At 63.9% G+C, this 17461-nt stretch carries 9 protein-coding genes; 2 read left to right on the top strand and 7 right to left on the bottom strand.

Going from position 1 to position 17461, the window contains the following annotated elements:
- The first annotated feature begins 163 nt into the window (after positions 1-163).
- Positions 164-3457, top strand: a complete 3294-nt coding sequence (gene icmF, locus AC097A_RS12150; RefSeq protein WP_479621053.1) for a fused isobutyryl-CoA mutase/GTPase IcmF — start codon at positions 164-166, stop codon at positions 3455-3457.
- A 66-nt stretch (positions 3458-3523) separates the two neighbouring features.
- The gene (locus tag AC097A_RS12145) at positions 3524-6700 is read left to right on the top strand and encodes an EAL domain-containing protein (RefSeq protein ID WP_479621052.1); all 3177 of its coding nucleotides are present in this window, start codon (positions 3524-3526) and stop codon (positions 6698-6700) included.
- Between the two features lie 86 nt (positions 6701-6786).
- On the opposite strand, the gene AC097A_RS12140 is transcribed toward AC097A_RS12145, so the two are convergent.
- From AC097A_RS12140 to AC097A_RS12110, 7 genes are all read right to left on the bottom strand, one after another.
- Positions 6787-8448, bottom strand: a complete 1662-nt coding sequence (locus AC097A_RS12140) for an ABC transporter ATP-binding protein/permease (protein WP_479621051.1) — start codon at positions 8446-8448, stop codon at positions 6787-6789.
- 12 nt (positions 8449-8460) lie between these two features.
- Positions 8461-11274: a M16 family metallopeptidase gene (locus tag AC097A_RS12135; RefSeq protein WP_479621050.1), complete on the bottom strand. Its 2814-nt coding sequence runs from the start codon at positions 11272-11274 to the stop codon at positions 8461-8463.
- A gap of 63 nt (positions 11275-11337) precedes the next feature.
- Positions 11338-14100, bottom strand: a complete 2763-nt coding sequence (locus AC097A_RS12130; protein WP_479621049.1) for a TonB-dependent receptor — start codon at positions 14098-14100, stop codon at positions 11338-11340.
- Positions 14101-14265: 165 nt separating this feature from the next.
- Positions 14266-15213, bottom strand: coding sequence for a FecR domain-containing protein (locus tag AC097A_RS12125; protein ID WP_479621048.1), 948 nt, complete (start codon positions 15211-15213; stop codon positions 14266-14268).
- On the bottom strand, positions 15197-15733 hold the full coding sequence (locus AC097A_RS12120; protein ID WP_479621047.1) for a sigma-70 family RNA polymerase sigma factor: 537 nt from the start codon (positions 15731-15733) through the stop codon (positions 15197-15199). The genes AC097A_RS12125 and AC097A_RS12120 overlap by 17 nt, the downstream gene beginning before the upstream one ends.
- Before the next feature lie 133 nt (positions 15734-15866).
- Positions 15867-16730: an alpha/beta hydrolase gene (locus tag AC097A_RS12115; protein WP_479621046.1), complete on the bottom strand. Its 864-nt coding sequence runs from the start codon at positions 16728-16730 to the stop codon at positions 15867-15869.
- 14 nt (positions 16731-16744) lie between these two features.
- A complete protein-coding gene (locus AC097A_RS12110) occupies positions 16745-17461 on the bottom strand; it encodes an ABC transporter ATP-binding protein (protein ID WP_479621045.1) in 717 nt (238 codons plus the stop codon).

Below are 17461 nucleotides of genomic sequence, written 5' to 3'. Positions count from 1 at the left end.
GTGCTTCAGCCAGACAAGATCGAACTTAGACCAAATTCAGGTCGAAGTCACGCGCATTTGGACCGGGTAAATGCGTAAGCCTGGGTTGGGGGAACTGGTTTACAGTTGACGTTTACGTAAACGTCAATTCGCCGTTTCAGCCCCTTTTCTGCGAGCGCCCCCCATGACCGACCTGTCCGCTGACTTCAAGGCCCTGGCCAACTACCGCCCCACGCACAAGGTGCGCTTTGTCACCGCGGCCAGTCTGTTTGACGGGCACGATGCGGCTATCAACATCATGCGCCGCATCCTGCAGGGCATGGGCGCCGAGGTCATCCACCTGGGCCACAACCGCAGCGTGGACGAGGTGGTCACGGCCGCTTTGCAGGAAGACGTGCAGGGCATTGCCATCAGCTCCTACCAGGGCGGCCATGTGGAGTACTTCAAGTACATGGTGGACCTGCTCAAGGCGCGGGGCGGCGCGCATATCCAGGTGTTTGGCGGCGGCGGCGGCGTTATCGTGCCGGCCGAAATCCGCGAGCTGCATGCCTACGGCGTGGCCCGCATCTACAGCCCCGAAGATGGCCAGCGCATGGGCCTGGCCGGCATGATCGGCGAGATGGTGATGCGCTGCGACAAGGACATCACGGGCTTGGCCCCTACCGATCTCTCCGCCATCCAGGGCCATACCGAGGCCAGCTGGCGTGCCTTGTCCCAGTTGCTCACAGCCATTGAGGCTTCCAAGGTAAATCAGGCCTTAGCCCAGGAAATACGTGCGCAAGCAGCTACTAAAAAAATAGCGGTTGTGGGCATCACCGGCACCGGTGGCGCCGGCAAGTCCAGCCTGACCGACGAGCTGATCCGTCGCCTGCGGCTGGATCAGAGCGACAGCCTGCGTGTGGCGGTCATCTCCATCGACCCCAGCCGCCGCAAGAGTGGTGGTGCGTTACTGGGCGACCGGATTCGCATGAACGCCATCAGCCCATGGCAACAGGGCAGCCGCGTCTTCATGCGCAGCTTGGCGACGCGGGACTTTGGTTCCGAGATCAGCGCCGCGCTGCCCGATGTGATTGCTGCCTGCAAGGTGGCAGGGTTTGACCTCATCGTGGTGGAGACCTCGGGCATCGGCCAGGGCGATGCGGCCATCGTCCCGCATGTGGATGTGCCGCTGTATGTGATGACGCCGGAGTTTGGCGCGGCCAGCCAGTTGGAAAAAATCGACATGCTGGACTTTGCCGAATTTGTCGCCATTAACAAGTTCGACCGCAAGGGCGCTAGCGATGCGCTGCGCGATGTGTCCAAGCAGGTGCAGCGCAACAAGGAGGCCTGGACCACGCCCACCGACCAGATGCCGGTGTTCGGCACCATGGCCGCGCGCTTCAACGACGATGGCGTAACCGCGCTCTACCAGGCGCTACTGCCACGCCTGCAGGCGTTGGGCGTGCCGCTCAAAGACGGCATGCTGCCGAAAGTGGCAGTACGCCACAGCAGCAACCAGACCCCCGTGGTGCCCGCCGCGCGTACGCGCTACCTGGCTGAGATCAGCGACACCGTGCGCGGCTACAAAAAGCGGGCGCGCGAGCAGGCCAAATTGGCGCGCGAAATCCAGCAGCTGCGCGCTTCCGGCCGCATGTTGCAGGAGGCCAACCCGGACAAAGAGCGTGCCGTATTGGCCGTGAACGATCTGGCCACCCAGCGCGAAGAGCGCATGGGTGCGGCTGAGCGCAAGCTGCTGGCCCAGTGGCCCGAGATGCAGAAGGCCTATGCGGGTGACGAGTACGTGGTGAAAATCCGCGACAAGGAAATTCGCACCGCGCTGACCACCAAGAGCCTGAGCGGCACCACCATCCGCAAGGTGGCACTGCCGCAGTACGAAGACCAGGGCGAGGTCTTGCAGTGGTTGATGCTGGACAACGTGCCTGGCAGTTACCCCTACACCGCCGGCACCTTTGCCTTCAAGCGCGAGGGCGAAGACCCCACGCGTATGTTCGCGGGCGAGGGCGATGCCTTTCGCACCAACACGCGTTTCAAGCTGCTCTCCAGCGGCATGGCCGCCAAGCGCCTCTCCACAGCGTTTGACTCGGTCACGCTCTACGGCAACGACCCCGACCCGCGGCCCGATATCTATGGCAAGGTGGGCAACAGCGGCGTGAGCATCGCCACGCTGGACGACATGAAAGTGCTCTACGGCGGCTTTGATTTGTGTAGCCCGTCCACCAGCGTGTCCATGACCATCAACGGCCCCGCGCCTTCGATACTCGCCATGTTCATGAACACGGCCATTGACCAGAACATCGAGAAGTTTCAGGCCGACAATGGCCGCGAACCCACCGATACCGAAATTGCCAAGATCAAGGAATGGGTGCTGGCCAATGTGCGCGGCACGGTGCAGGCCGACATTCTGAAGGAAGACCAGGGCCAGAACACCTGCATCTTCAGCACCGAGTTTTCATTGAAGGTGATGGGCGACATTGCCGAGTACTTTGTGCACCACGACGTGCGCAACTTCTACAGCGTGTCCATAAGCGGGTACCACATTGCCGAGGCCGGGGCCAACCCGATCAGCCAGCTCGCGTTCACGCTGTCCAACGGCTTCACCTTTGTCGAAGCCTACCTGGCGCGCGGCATGCACATCGATGACTTCGCGCCCAACCTGTCCTTCTTCTTCAGCAACGGCATGGACCCGGAGTACACCGTGATGGGCCGCGTGGCGCGCCGCATCTGGGCCGTGGCCATGAAAGAGAAATACGGCGCGAACGAGCGCAGCCAGAAGCTGAAGTACCACATCCAGACCAGCGGCCGCAGCCTGCACGCGCAGGAGATCCAGTTCAACGACATCCGCACCACGCTGCAGGCGCTGATTGCGATCTACGACAACTGCAACAGCCTGCACACCAATGCGTTCGACGAGGCCATCACCACGCCCACTGAAGACAGCGTGCGCCGTGCCATGGCCATCCAGCTCATCATCAATCGCGAATGGGGCCTGGCCAAGAACGAGAACCCGTCACAAGGCGCCTTCATCATCGAAGAGCTGACCGAGCTGGTGGAAGAGGCTGTGCTCAAAGAGTTTGAAAGCATTGCCGAGCGTGGGGGCGTGCTGGGGGCGATGGAAACCGGCTACCAGCGCGGCAAGATTCAAGACGAGTCGATGCACTATGAGATGCTTAAACACACCGGCGAGTTGCCCATCATCGGCGTCAATACCTTCCGCAATCCACATGGCGACCAGGTGCTGGAGAAGCTGGAGCTGGCCCGCAGCACGGACGAGGAAAAACAAAACCAGCTCAAACGCCTGGCCGATTTCCACACCCGCCATGCCGATACGGCGCCTGCCATGCTCAAGAAGCTGCAACAGGCCGTGATCGACAACCAAAACGTGTTTGACGTGCTGATGGACGCCGTGCGCGTTTGCTCACTGGGCCACATCACCAGCGCGCTGTTTGAGGTGGGTGGGCAGTACCGGCGCAATATGTAAAACGCAGTTTGCGCCAAGTTGGTGCGCTTATTGCTTGATGTGTTCCTTCGTTGGGAAGGACACGTGATGCTGTCAAAAATTCCGTTGTGGTTGGGGCGTTTGAGCGTGGGGCGCAAGCTCACCCTCATTTACCTGCTGGATCTGACCGCGGTGATCTACGTCTCGGGCATCCTGATCCACGAGAAGTACCTGGCGATTGACTTTGCGCGCAAGGAAATTGTGGGCGCCCACTACGCCGAGGTCGTGCGGCGCAATTTGATGGGGGTGTTTCGGGTGCCGGCGCCTGCCGTGCCGCCGCAAGCGGTGGCGCCCCGGTTTGCCGATGACTTGAAGGCGCTGGATGCCATCCGCGAGGCGCATGACGCCGCGTTGCACACCACCGAAGCCTCGCAGCGCCTGCACACCCTGCTGCAGACGCCGTCCAGCAAGGGCAACAAAACCGCGCTCTTGTCGCAGGGGCGCGACCTGCTCACCATCGTAGGCAACCAGTCCAACCTGATTCTGGACCCCGACCTGGACAGTTATTACGTGATGTCGCTCACGGTGCTGCGCTTTCCGGAGCTCTTGCAGGTGCTGTACGACACGCGCGATTTCATGCAGCACTGGGGCCAGACCTCGCAAGGGCAAAACCCCAGCGCCCAGTTGCTCACGCTGGTGGGCCGACTCGATGCCGTGCTGCAGGGCATGGAGTCCGATTACGAACAGGCCTGGCTGGCCGGCACACCGCAGCTGCAGGCCGGGTTGGGCGCCACCCGCACGGCGCTGTTGCTGCAGGCGCGCCAGTTTTCGCGCACCGTGCAAGCTGCCTCGGCCGACGGCCTGAGCGCCCAGGAGGCGGCGGCCCTGGAGCAGGCCTACCAGGCCGCGCTGGCCGGGCTGGACGATGCCTGGCGCGTGGGGCTAGAGCAAATGCAGCTGCTGCTGGATGCGCGGGTGGACGGTCTGTTCCAGCGCATGTGGCTGCACCTGGGCACCGCGCTCTTGCTGCTGGGTTGCATTTTGAGTTTGGTGTACTTGGTAGCCAGCCAGATTGCGCGGCCGCTACAGGCGCTGGCGCGTGTGGCCGATGATGTGCGCCACACCGCTGACTACACGCGCCGTGCCAGCTGGCACAGCCGCGACGAAATCGGCCAGCTGTTCACCGCCTTCAACGGCATGCTGGCCCAGCTGGACCACGACCGCCTGGCCCAGCAAGAGCTGGCGGCCAGTGCCCGCGCGGCCGAAGCGCAGCTGGAGTTGGTGGAGGCCTTTCCCATGCCCATGGTGGTGACCTCGGTGCCCGATCACGAGGTGCTGCACGCCAATGCCCCGGCCCAGCCCTGGCTAGGCGGGCTGACCGTAGACCCCTGGCGCACCGGGCTAGAGGCCAGCGTTCGTGGTCGCTTCTTTCAGCGCCTATCGGACTTTGACGCGGTGGACGAGTTTGAGGTGCGTTGGCTGGGTGGTAGCGCACCGTCCTGGGCCGTACTGTCAGCCCGGCGGCTCAAATTCCAGGGGCGCGACGCCATCCTCACGGCGTTTGCGCCCATCAACAAACTCAAGGTCATGGAGCAGCGCCTGGAGCTGTGGGCCAAGGTGTTTGAGGCCTCCAGCGAGAGCATCATCATCATGGACGAGTCGCGCAAGATCATTAGCGTGAACCGCGCCTTCTGCCGCAGCACGGCCTACGATTTTTACGAGGTGATTGGCCACGACCTGGGCCATGTGATGGACAGCCCGCAGGACATGGTGTGGTCCGACTTGGAGGACAAAGACGCCTGGCAGGGTGAGGTGCGCATCCGCAAGCAGTCGGGTGAAAGCTACCCGGCCTGGCTCATGGTGTCGGCGGTGCACAAAAGCGCCACCAGCGGCGAGGTGGTCAACTACATCGGCATCTCGATCGACATCACCGACCGCAAGGCCAAGGAGGAGCGCATCCGCTTTCTGGCCCAGCACGATGTGCTGACCGAGCTGCCGAATCGCTCGCTGTGCCAGCAGCGCCTGGCCGAGGCGCTGGCGCAGGCCCAACACACGGGCGAAAAAGTAGCGGTGTTGTTCATCGACCTGGACCGCTTCAAGTTCATCAATGACACGCTGGGCCACCACATTGGCGATGGCCTGCTGCGCACCGTGGCGCGGCGCCTGAGCATGTCGGTGCGCGCGGACGACACCGTGAGTCGCCTGGGCGGGGACGAGTTCGTCATCATCCTGCGCCATGTGGTGGACCGCGAGGAGCTGGCCAGCATGGTGAACCAGCGCCTGATGCCTTCTCTGCGCCAAAGCGCCATGGTGGAAGGCAACAACCTCACCGTGTCGTGCAGCGTGGGCGTGGCCCTGTACCCCGAAGATGCCACCGCGCAGGACGAACTGATGCGCCGCGCCGACGCCGCCATGTACGAGGCCAAGGCGGCGGGGCGCGACATGGCGCGTTTTTTCTCCCCCGAGACCGACCAGCGTGTGCAGGCCCGCCAGACCATGGAGGGCCAGCTGCGCCAGGCACTGGCCAACGACGAGTTCAGCCTGCACTTTCAGCCGCGCCTGAACGCGCGCACACGCCGCGTGCAGGGCGCTGAGGCCCTGCTGCGCTGGCACAACCCGGTGCTGGGGCAGGTGGCGCCCAGCCACTTTATTCATCTGGCCGAAGAGACGGGCCTGATCAAGCCGATTGGCTTGTGGGTGCTGCGCGAGGCCTGCGCCCAGTGGGTGGCGCTGCAGGCGCAGGGCTTGTGCAAGGGGCTGGAGCTCTCGGTCAACCTGTCGGTGGCGCAGCTGGCCGACCCGGAGCTGGTGGATCAGCTGCGTGGCGTGCTGGAGGCCTCGGGCATGGAGCCCGGCCTGCTGGAGCTGGAGCTGACCGAGTCACAGCTGATGGACAACCCGGTAGCCGCGCAGGCGCAGGTGAGTGCGCTCAAGGCGTTGGGCGTGCACATTGCCATCGATGACTTTGGCACCGGCTACTCCAGCCTGGCGTATCTGAAGCGCTTCGAGATCGACAAGCTCAAGGTCGACCAATCCTTCGTCTACGGCATGCTGGACGACAGCGCGGATGCGGCCATCGTGCACGCCGTCATTGCGCTAGGCCACACGCTGGGCCTGAAGGTGGTGGCCGAGGGTGTGGAAAACCTGCCCACCGCCCAGACGCTGACCGCGCTGGGCTGCGACGAGCTGCAGGGCTACTGCTTCAGCCGCCCGATGGCCGTAGACGACTGGGTGGCCTGGCTGCAGGCCCAGGAGGAGCGGCCAGACCGGCGCCGTGGGCGCTGAGGGATGCTATAGATTCAGGAGCTGCTTGCACAGTATCCATATGGTCTAGGGCCTATTTTTGTTGAAATTTGAGGGCCCGATGCATACTAGGTTGCAACGCTCTGCAGCGTGACCCGCGCGTCGAAGACGCAATGTAAAACGCTCTGGTGTGTGATCGCCAACACCGCACAACCTGGGAGTTGGCGTTTGAGCATCTGTATCAGTGCCAGGCTGGCGGCTTCGTCGAGCTGGCTGGTGGCTTCGTCCAGCAGCAGACAGTCGGGGCGGTAGAGCAGGGCACGTGCCATCGACAGGCGTTGTTGCTCGCCGCCCGAGAGCATGTGGCCCCACTCGCGCGTTTCATCCAGCCGGTGTTGCAGCGCGTCCAGGCCCACGCGCCGCAGTGCGTCCTGCAGCGCTGCCGCGTCTGGCACCGTGTGCGCGGGGTAGGCCAGCAGGTTGGCCAGAGTGTCGGCTGGCAGATAGGGTTGCTGTGGAAGCAACAAGGTGCGCCCGGCATGTTGGGTGCACTCGCCCTGGTAGTAGGGCCAAATGCCGCTGAGCGTGCGTAGCAGCGTGGACTTGCCCACGCCGCTGGGGCCGTCCAGATGCAGCCACTGGCCGGCGTGCAGGGTCAGGTCTACCGGTTGCAGCAGTGGGGTGCCATTGGGCTTGTGCACCGTAAGCTGGCGCGCTTGCAGCTGTGCCGCAGTCGGGATGGCCTGCCACTGCTGGTGCTCGTCTTCAATGGCGCACCGGAACTGCGTGAGCCGGCTGATGGTGGCAGAGAGCTTGGCCAGCTCGTCGTAGGCCTGTACAAACCAGCTCATGGCGGTGCTGACCTGCATAAAGGCGGTGCTGATCTGCATCATGTCGCCAAAGGTGATGGACTTGTGCAGAAACGCTGGCATCGACGCGAACAGCGGCACCATGGTGTTGGCGCGGTTGTAGCTCACGGTGAAGAAGCCCAGTAGGCGCTCGCGGTTCATCAGTGCCACCCAGTTGCGGGCAATGCCGGAGAAGTGCCCCAGCAACTGGCGCTGCTCACGCTGCTCGCCGCCATATAAGGCGATCTGCTCGGCGTGGTCACGCTTGCGCAGCAGGGCCGCGCGGAAGTCGGCCTCGCTGCGCTGCTGCTCCCAGTTCAGCGCGAACAGACGCTGGCCAATCTTGTGCGTGATGAAGGCGCCGATCAGTGCGTAGCCCATGCTGAACCACACCAAGTAGCCCGGAATATGCACGTCGCCACCATTCCAGGGCAATGTGAGCCGGCTGGACATGACCCAGAGCAGGCCGACAAAGGACACGATCTTGGCCACCGCGCTGATGAAGGAGCGCAGTATGTCGATACTGTCGGCCACCAGCAGGTGCACATCTTCGGCAATGCGCTGGTCTGGGTTGTCGGGCTCGCCGTGCAGGCCCAGTCGGTAGAAGGCATGGTGTTGCAGCCATTGGCCCACCAGGCTGGCTGTTAGCGCCTCGCGCCAGCGCAGGATCAGCAGTTTGCGTAACCAGTCCAGGTACACGGCTACCAGCACGGCGCCAGCAATCAGCAGGCAGTACTGGCCTAGCAGTGGGTAAATCTTCTCGGTGTCCACGGCCGCCAGGGCGTCGTAGAACTCTTTGTTCCAGAAGCTGAACCAGACGTTCATGCGCACGAACACCAGGCCCAGTCCGATGATGGAGAGCAGCAGCAGCCAGGCTTTCCAGTTGCGCCGGTCACCCCAGAAGGGTTTGGCCAGCCAGTAAAAATTGCGCAAACTTTCCATGTCGGATGTTCCTTACTTGGGGTAAAGCAGCACGCTGGCCAGGTCTTGCTGCAGGTCCAGCCCGCGGGCCAGCGCCAGCACGCCTTCCGGCTGCAACTGCGCGGCCAGGGTGGGTACCTGCTCCAGGTAGCGTGCGTCACCAAACTGTTGCCAGCTCAGTTGCAGGCGCTGGAACCAGCTGGCGTCATCGTTCAGCCGCTTGGCTTCGGCCTGTTGCAGGCTGCTGGCAATGCCGGCTAGCTGCGTGGCGTCGATGGTGCGGGCCGGCTGGGCCAGCAGTGTCTGCGCGCGTGCCCACAGCGCGGGCATGCGCTGCGGGTCTGCCGTGAAGGAAATTTCGCTCTCCAGTCGCTGGGTCGCTGGGTTCAGCGTCAGCGTGAATCGCATGCGGTAGATACCGTTTTCCTTCTCGCGCAGCTCTTCGCGCAGCGCACGGTACAGCGCTTGCGAAAGCACATTCACCTGCATGGCCACCAGCGGACTCCAGGCCATGGGTGTGGCGCCGTGGGCCTGCAGCGAGGCCTGCGGTTCCAGCCCAAGGCGTAACACCGTTTCATGGCGGCCACTGCGTGCGGGCAGCGCGCGCGCAGCGGGCACGGTCTGGCTGCGTGGCAGCACCGCGAAGTAGCGCTCTACGACAGCGCGGACCTCATCCTCGTCGGCCTGGCCGGACAGGTAGTAGGTTACCGGGGCGCGGGTGTGTTCGTCCCACAGTGCTTGCAATGCATCCGGGCGCAGAGCCTGTAGCGCGGTGGCGTCGGGCGGTGCGTCTTCGGGGTCGGTTTGCCAGCGCGCTTGCGATAGTGCTTGCGCCGTCTGGTCGCGGCTGCTGCTGGTGCGGCGGGCGGCTTGGCGCAGCAGGGCTTGGGTGCTTTCGCGCACGGCCTCCGGTGGAATCTGCATGGTCTGCTGGCGCAGCCAATACAGCTGGGCCAGGCGCGGCAACTGGGCTGCGGGCACACGCGCATTCCAGCGCAAGGTCTGGCTGCCCTGCTCGGCGCTCAGTGTCCAAGGCCGCTGGCGTAGCCAGGTAGAAAACTGCGCACCGCTCCAACCGGCCGGCGCGCTCTGTGCACCGAGTTGCAGCGCGAGCTGGCGCTGCCAGGCCGGCTGGCCCGGTACGCGGTAGCCGGCATGCGACTGGGCCGAGAACTGCAACGTGCCATCCTGGTTGGGGCGCTGCAGCCAAACCAACTGGTCGCCATTGCCGAGCTGCCAATGCAGCACCTGACCCTGGCGGCTGGCCTGCACGATGCGGCCCGTGTCTTCGCTGTCTGGCAGCACAGGCAGGGTGCCCTCTGTGGTCAGCCCTTTGGGGCTTGCCAGCACGGGCAGCGGTGTTTGGGCCACATGCTGGACCAGGGCCTGTACCTCTTGCTGGCTGGGCAGGGTCAGCGGCGTGGTGCCGGGCGCCATCATGAAGAGCAACTGGTCGGGGCTGGCCAGCCAGCTGCGCAGGCGAGCGTGCACGTCCTGGAGCGTGATCTGGTTGAGGATCTCACGCACCATTTGCTGTTTTTGCAGAGGGGCCTGCAGCACGCGGTCTTGGCCCAGGGTTTCGTTGAGCAAGAGGACCCAGCGCTCGGTGTCGCGGTGTGTGGCGCTGTCCACCGCGCGCGCATTGGTCTGCAGGTACAGGGTGCGTTGGCGCTCGAAGTCGGCTGGCGCAAAGCCTTCACGCCGCAGGCGCTCCATGGTCTCCAGCAGGGTGTGCAGGCCCTGGGCATGGCCGTTTACCGTCACCCGTGCAGATACTGCCAGCGTGTAGGTCTGGCTGCCAACCAGGCCTTTGGCGCTGACCAGGCTTTCCACTTGCGGTGGCAGGCTACCCGCGAGTGTGCGGATGCGCTGCTGCAACAGTTCATTGGTCAGCATATCGAGCAGCCGCGCGCGCAGGCCTTCGGCATCGGGCGCTTCGTTGCTCTGAAAGCGGTGCACCCAAGCCACTTGGCTGGAGCCACTTTCTGGGTCTTGCATGCGGGCAATGCGCAGGCCATCGATCAGCACCGGATCGCGACTGGCGCGTGCTGGCAAGGGCTTGGCTGGCTGGCCGCCAAACCAGTGCGCAATGCGCGCCTGCAAGGCCGTGGCGTCTACATCGCCGACCACCAGCAGGGCCATGTTGTTGGGGTGGTACCAGCTGTCGTAAAACTGCTGCAAGGTGCTGGCGGGCTGGCTGCGGATGCTGGCCTCAGAGCCGATGGTGGGGCGCTCTGGGTAGAGTGAGCCCGCACGCAGCAGGGCGCGGCGTTGTCGTTCCATGCGTTCGTTGAGCCCCAGCTTGCCGCGCCACTCTTCGAGCACGATCTTGCGCTCGCCCTCCAGGCTGTGGGTACGTATTTCGGCGCCACCTGCGATTTGGGCGAGCAGTTGCAGGCCTTCATCCCACTGGGTGTGCCGCCCGCCCGAGAGCTGCAGCATATAGAGCGTTCGCTCGTAGTTGGTCATGGCGTTGATTTGCTCACCTACGCGCCAGCCCAAGGCCTTGATGCGGGCGTGCAGTCCCTGCGGAAAGTCCCGACTTTCATGAAAAACCATGTGTTCCACCATGTGGGCTACGCCCGACTGTTGCTCGGTTTCATCGAGTGAGCCGGCCTTCACCAGCAGCTGCATCTGCAGCACGCCCTTGGGCGCAGTGCCGGGCACGATGTAGTAGCGCAGGCCGTTGGGCAATTGACCGCGCTGCACGCGCGCATCCCAGTCAAATGCGGCCTTGGTGGCTGCCGTCTGGGGCGCGCTGGTAGAGGCTGGCGTTGTACGAGATTGGGCGGCGGCATGGCACGCCAGGGCGGCGAGCGCACAGGCGCTGGCGAGTCGGATTAGCATGATGGGCAGGAAAAAGTTGAAAGGCGTGCCATGCACGCCGGAACAGGGCCGGGCGCGGTGCGCTTAGAACTGGTAGCCCACTTCGAGCAGAAAGGTGCGGCCACGCTCATAAGTGGCATAGCTGGTGCTGGTGGTCGTCATGTTGGCGCGGTCCAGAATGTTTTCCACCGTGAGCTTGACGTCGAGCTGCTGCTTCTGGTTGACATACGGGGTCCACTGGAACACCGTGTCCAGCGTCACGGCCTCGGCCAGTTTGGTGGGTTTCCAGACATCCACGGTAGTGCCGTTGTAGTCGGTGGTGCCGCTTTGTGTCATTTGCTCGTAGCCCGCGCGGATGCGCAACACGTTGGAAACGGTGAGCCGCCGCTGGGGCAGTTTCGTCATGGCGGCCAGGCGCAGGGTCCATGGGCGGTTGTAGTTGTCCGCTGGCATGTCTGCATAGCGGATGAACTGGCCGTCGTACTGGATGATTTCATCGTCGGTGGCACTGTAGGTGTCCGCATACGAAGAGTAGTTGCTGCGCACAGCGCTCTTGTTAAAGGCCATCCAGGCGGTGGTTTCTGTTGTGCCGAGTTTCCAGGCCGCGTTGCTGTTCCAGCCCACGGTCAGGTCGGTCGTGGTGCTGCCGCCCTGGTTGGTGTAGACGTAGCATTGGTTTACATCGCAGCCGGTCTGGTTGCGGACGATGCGTTTGACGATCTGATTTTTTCCTTCACGTGCAGTCAGTCCCGCGTTCCATTGGCCCCACTGCTGCAGGTCCCACAGCGCGCCCAGGTGCAGTTCGTCGTCGTAGGGGCTGTCGATGTCCTGCAGGCGGTTGGCAGGGCGGTTTTGCGTGGCAGCGTTCCAGGCAATGCTGTTAGCGTTGCGGGTCTGGGTGTAGCGCAAGGTGCGCACTTTTTCTTGCAGGGCGTAGGCCATGAGGGAGCGGCCGTAGTAGCGGTTGGCGCCCGCGGTCAGGCGCAGGTTGTCCAGCGCGTCCCAGTCCAGGCTGCTGCGCGGGGCGATGTTGGTGTCGTCCACCAGTGAGTCGTAGTCTGCGCGCGCGCCGAGCCGCCAGGTCCAGGCACCCCAGCGCACGCTGTCTTCTACAAAAGCCCCGAAGGACTGGGCGTCCATGTCCAGCGCTCCTGCTTTGTAGACATAGCGGTTGCGGAAATACTGGCCCTGGCTGCCCGCGCTCAGGGTGGGGCTGGTGGAGCAGCCCTGGACGTCGAGCGCACATGCGGCCTGTGTGAGGCTGCCCGACCAGGCCGAGACCTGGGTGGGCGTGCCGAAGTACTGCGTCAGATCGCCCAGGCGTTGGTAGCGTGCGTTTTGCTGCTTCAGGTCCAGCCCGCTGATGATGCGGTGTTGGGTGTCCCCCAGCTGCCAGGTATCTGCCTGTGATTTGATCTTGTAGTTCCAGCTCTGCAGCACTTGGTCCACGCTGCCAAAGCTGCCTTCCACGCTGGTCGTGGTCACCGGATTGGTGGCCAGCGAGGTATCGCCCCAGTTCTTGGCTGTGGACCAGCGCCAGGGTGTATAGAAGTCGGCATCCGAGCGCCGGGACTGCGTGGTCTCCGTAAAACTCAGTTGCTGGGTCAGGGTGTGGCCGTCGAGTGCGCGCACCACGCGCCCCGAGAGCGCCAGGCCGCCTCCCACCAGCGTGTAGTCGCTGCTCTTGGCGTTCTTGATGAAGTAGTTGCCTTCGTTGGGTGCATAAATCAGGGACACATCGGCCGAATCGCGCGAACTCTCGGGGCTCCAGTCGGCCTTGATGGCCACGGTGTCGTTGAGCCGGGTCTGGGTGCTGGTCTCTTTGCTGGCAGTGAATTGCTGTAGCGGAATGTCCGAGGTGCGTCGCACGGTGGAGACGCTCAGCCCCCAGTCTGCCGAGGGGCGCACCTCGGCCGATGCTTTGTAGGTCCATTTGCGGAACTGGGGTTGATCGTCTGCGGTGGATGAGTTGTCAAACTCGGTCTGCTTGCTCGGATCGATGATGAGGTGTGTCCAGTTCGAGCCGGTGTAGGCCACGGAGACCCTGCCACTCAAGGGTTTGCGGGCCTTGCAGAGTTCTGCCTGCACAACGCCGCCGGTAAAACGCCCGTATTCGGCAGACACATTGCTGTCGTGGACCTGGATGTCGCACATAAGCTCGGCGTCCAGCGCGAGCGCCTGTGCCCCTGCGGGGACGAACTCCGTATTTTCCGTGGACATGGGGTTTTGCGCGAGTTTGCTGCCAGGGTCGATGTCATTGGCCACCGAGATGCCATCAACAAAAAACTCATTCTGGTAGGGCTTGGCGCCGTGGATGCTGATCTCCGCCGGTGCGATCTCTCCACCGGTCTGGGAAGAGAGCTGTTTTTCCGAGAACTGGATGGTTGGGTTCATGCGCAGGTGGCTGCCAATGTCGCCGTTGACGGCTGGCATGGCCCGGATCAGCTCGCGCGTTAAGGTGCCTCCGGTTTGAAGCGCGTCGGCCCGCACTTCCACCGTGCTGAGTTCGGCCACATGTGTCGGCGTGCTTGGTCCGGTGGTGATAGGTAGGCGACGGATGCTGTAGCCATGGGTGTCTCTTTGCGCCTGCAGCGAATGGCTCTGCAGCAGGACTACAAACCCTTCGTCGACGCTGTGGGAACCACGCAGGCCGATGGATTGCCGCCCATGCAGCAGCGTGGCATCAAACGACAGAATGACGCCGGCTTCGGCCGCAAAGCGGCTGAGGACCTGCGCCAAAGCACCTGCAGAAATGTTGTAGGTCCGTACGCTGTTCGCGCTTGCGGGCGCGCGTTCGGACTGCGTTTGCGCGCCGCATACGCCCACCGTTCCGACCGCCAGCAGCACACAAGCGCATCCGCGGCGGACATCCTCCAAAACACAGCACTTCACAGGCCTGATCTCCAAAAGTTACATGGGGCTTCTGAAGACAGGGCCGAACGAAGAAGGGAAAAGGACACCACCAACGCAAATATTTTTTGCACCCCTGCATGGGGCTACGCCATGGTGGCGTCAGCGCGGCAGGATTCGCAGGGTTTGGCCGCCTTGCGCGACCAGGCGTACCGGCAGATGCGCTACGGCGGCGCGCAGCGAGCGCTCCGGCTCATCCAGCAGAAAAGTGCCCGAGACCTGCAACATGGCCACCCGCGGATCGACCCGGATGGGCTGCTGCCGGTAGCGCGAGAGTTCTTGGACAAAGCGCCCCAGCGGTTGTTCCAGCACGGTGAGTCGGCCATCCACCCAGGCGCTGTCTTCGGCGGGGCTCAGGTCGCGTTCGCCTGCGTTCAGCACAGAAAAGCTGGCGGTCTGCCCGGCGTCCAGTTGCAGGGCTTGCGCACCTGAGCGTGGTTGCAGCAGCACAGCGTGTTCTTGCACGGCGACGCGTGTGTGGGCCGCCTCCAGGCGCACGGTGAACCGCGTACCCAGCGCCAAGATCTGGCCGTGCATCGTCTCTACTACAAACGGGCGCGTCTCGGGCCAGGTGTCGGGCGCGGTCTGTATCTGCAGCTCCCCCTGTTCCAGCCACACGGTGCGCCCTTGTGTGCCGTAGCGCACGGCCACGCGAGTGCCGGTATTGAGTAGCAGGCGGCCACCATCGTCCAGTGCAACAGCGCGGCGTTCGCCACGCTGTGTGGCATAACTTTGGGTGGGCGCCAGCCAATCCGTTTGTGTGCTGGCCACTGCCCAGGCCCCCAAGCCCACGCACACGGTAGCCAATCCTCCCAGTACCCGGCGGCGGTTGGGGGTGGCCTGCAGCAATACCTGCCCCATGCCCTTGGGCAGCGGGCGTATGCGCGTCTGCAGTGCTTCGACGTGTTGCCAGGCTTGCGCGTGGCGGGGATCGCTGTCGCACCAGGCTTGCCAGGCGGCGCGGTCCTGTGCGCTAGGCGTCTCGGAGCCCAGTTGCACGTACCAATGCGCGGCTTGGCGCAGGGCCTGGTGGTCAGTGGGGGAGGGCATGGTCCAGGGCTGCTTGGCTGAGTAGGCAGTGTTCTACGGCCCGCACCATGTACTTCTTGACGCTCGATACCGAGACCTGCAGGGTCTGCGCAATCTCTGCATAACCCATGCCTTCCAATTGGGAGAGCAAAAAGGCCTGGCGGACCTTGGGGCCCAGCCCTTGCAGCAGGGTGTCGATTTCTACCAGGGTTTCAAGCACCATGGCCCGTTCTTCGGGCGATGGTGAGAGGCTTGGTGCGCTGGTAGCCAGGTATTCCAGGTAGGCACGCTCCAAATCCTGGCGGCGAAAAAAGTCTACCGCCAGGCCGCGTGCAATGGTGGCCAAGTAGCTGCGCGGCTGCTGGATGTCCTGCACCGCTGTACCCATCAGTACCCGCACAAAGGTGTCCTGTGTCAGGTCTGCCGCGCGCTCTGCGCTGACCCCCATCTTCATGCGCAGCCACCCCATCAGCCATCCGCGCTCTTGGCGGTACATCTTTTCCACGCCTGTGGGTGGGGGGATGGCATAGCTGGTGGACATGGAGCTTAGGAGGCGCTGGCGCGAATGGGCGGTTTCAGAAAGTGCCCCGATTTTACACAAATGAGAATTATTCTCATGTGTGATGCAAAAATACCGCGGCGCTCCACCCCGGTATTTGACGTGCGCTATCGCCTTAGGCGCGCAACTGCCGGTTCAACCACTGCGCCATGGGGCTGTCGCTGCGCTCCAGCTCGTGCACGATGGTGAAGTGGTCCGCACCCGGCACGGCGTGCAGTTCGGTCGGGTTGCCCTGCGCCTGCGCGGCCGCGTGGTACAGCGCGGACTGGCGCGCAAACTCGGTGCTCTCGGCCCCGCCCCAGGTGACCCAGGTGGGTGTGGGGCAGGCTCGCACATTGGCGGCGGGTGAGTAGCGGCGCACGGTCTGCTCGTCGAGCTGGATCATGGGCTGTAGGTAGCTGTAGCGCAGCGGCTCCAGGTCGTGCAGGCCGCTGATCAGCACCGCGGCCTTGAGTGGGTCGCGCGGCAGGCCGTAGTCGGTGTCCCATGCGGTTTCCAGGCACATGGCACTCAGGTGGCCACCGGCCGAGTGGCCGCCCACGGCCACGCGCGTGGGGTCACCGCCGTACTGGGCGATGTTGCGCAGCGTCCAGGCCACGGCCGCGCGGCACTGGCGCGTGATTTCGGCAATCGTGACAAAGGGGCACAGCGCGTAGTTCACCACCACGGTGGTGATGCCCAGCGGCTGAAGGCCCAGCGCCACACCGCTGAATTCCTTGGACGACATGGCACGCCAGTAGCCACCGTGGATGAACACGAAGACGGGTGCGTTGGGCTGGTCGGCCGGAAAGATGTCCAGCGTCTCGTGCACCGTAGGACCGAACGGAATGTCCAAATGGTTCTTGAGCGTGCTGCGCGCCTTGGTGGCCTGCGCCACAAAGTGTTTGCCCGGCGCCGTGGCGTCCGTCAGCGCCAAAGAGGGGTTGTACTGGGCGTCGATTTGCGCCTGGGTGTCAAAGTCGCGGTAGAGCTTGGGCATGTGGGTTCCTGTGCTTAGATGCCGACGTACTGGCGCCAAAGGTCGGGCTGTGCGGCCAGCGTGGCGGAGTCTCCGCTCCAGACCACGCGGCCACGTTCGATGAGGGTGTGCTGCTGGGCCAGCGGCAGCAGGCGCTGCACGTATTTGTCGATGACCAGAATGCTCTGGCCCTGCGCGCGCAGCGTGGCCAGGCAGGCCCAGATGTCTTCGCGGATCAGCGGCGCCAGGCCTTCGGTGGCCTCGTCCAATATCAAGAGGTGCGGATTGGTCATCAGCGCGCGGCCTATGGCCAGCATCTGCTGCTCGCCACCCGAGAGCTGGTTGCCCATGTTGCGGGCACGCTTTTCCAGCACGGGGAACAGGTGGTAAATGCGCTCCAGCGTCCACGGCGTGGGGCTGGCGTTACGCTGCGCGGCAAAGGCCTTGAGGTTTTCCAGCACCGTGAGGTTGGGGAAAATCTGCCGCCCCTCGGGCACCACGGCCACGCCCATGCGCGCAATGCGGTCGGGGCTGAGCTGGTCGATGCGCTCGCCCCGGAAGCGGATGCTGCCGCTGCGCGCAGGCGTGAGGCCCAGGATGCTGCGCACCGTGGTGGTCTTGCCCATGCCATTGCGCCCCAAGAGCGTGGCCACGCCACCGGCGGGGATATGCAGGTTCAGGCCAAACAGCACCTGGCTGCTGCCATAGGCGGTGTCCAGGCCGGTGATGTCGAGGAGGGTTTCTGTGGCCAT

Source organism: Rhodoferax sp. XS2R6, from assembly GCF_056521365.1.
Note: the sequence above shows the minus strand (reverse complement) of the source record. Positions and strands in the feature narration are given on the sequence as shown.

Coding starts and splice junctions, on each gene's coding strand:
- AC097A_RS12140 (WP_479621051.1), bottom strand. CDS start 8,448: ATGGAAAGTTTGCGCAATTTTTACTGGCTGGCCAAACCCTTCTGGGGT.
- icmF (WP_479621053.1), top strand. CDS start 164: ATGACCGACCTGTCCGCTGACTTCAAGGCCCTGGCCAACTACCGCCCC.
- AC097A_RS12145 (WP_479621052.1), top strand. CDS start 3,524: ATGCTGTCAAAAATTCCGTTGTGGTTGGGGCGTTTGAGCGTGGGGCGC.
- AC097A_RS12115 (WP_479621046.1), bottom strand. CDS start 16,730: ATGCCCAAGCTCTACCGCGACTTTGACACCCAGGCGCAAATCGACGCC.
- AC097A_RS12110 (WP_479621045.1), bottom strand. CDS start 17,461: ATGGCCACAGAAACCCTCCTCGACATCACCGGCCTGGACACCGCCTAT.
- AC097A_RS12135 (WP_479621050.1), bottom strand. CDS start 11,274: ATGCTAATCCGACTCGCCAGCGCCTGTGCGCTCGCCGCCCTGGCGTGC.
- AC097A_RS12125 (WP_479621048.1), bottom strand. CDS start 15,213: ATGCCCTCCCCCACTGACCACCAGGCCCTGCGCCAAGCCGCGCATTGG.
- AC097A_RS12120 (WP_479621047.1), bottom strand. CDS start 15,733: ATGTCCACCAGCTATGCCATCCCCCCACCCACAGGCGTGGAAAAGATG.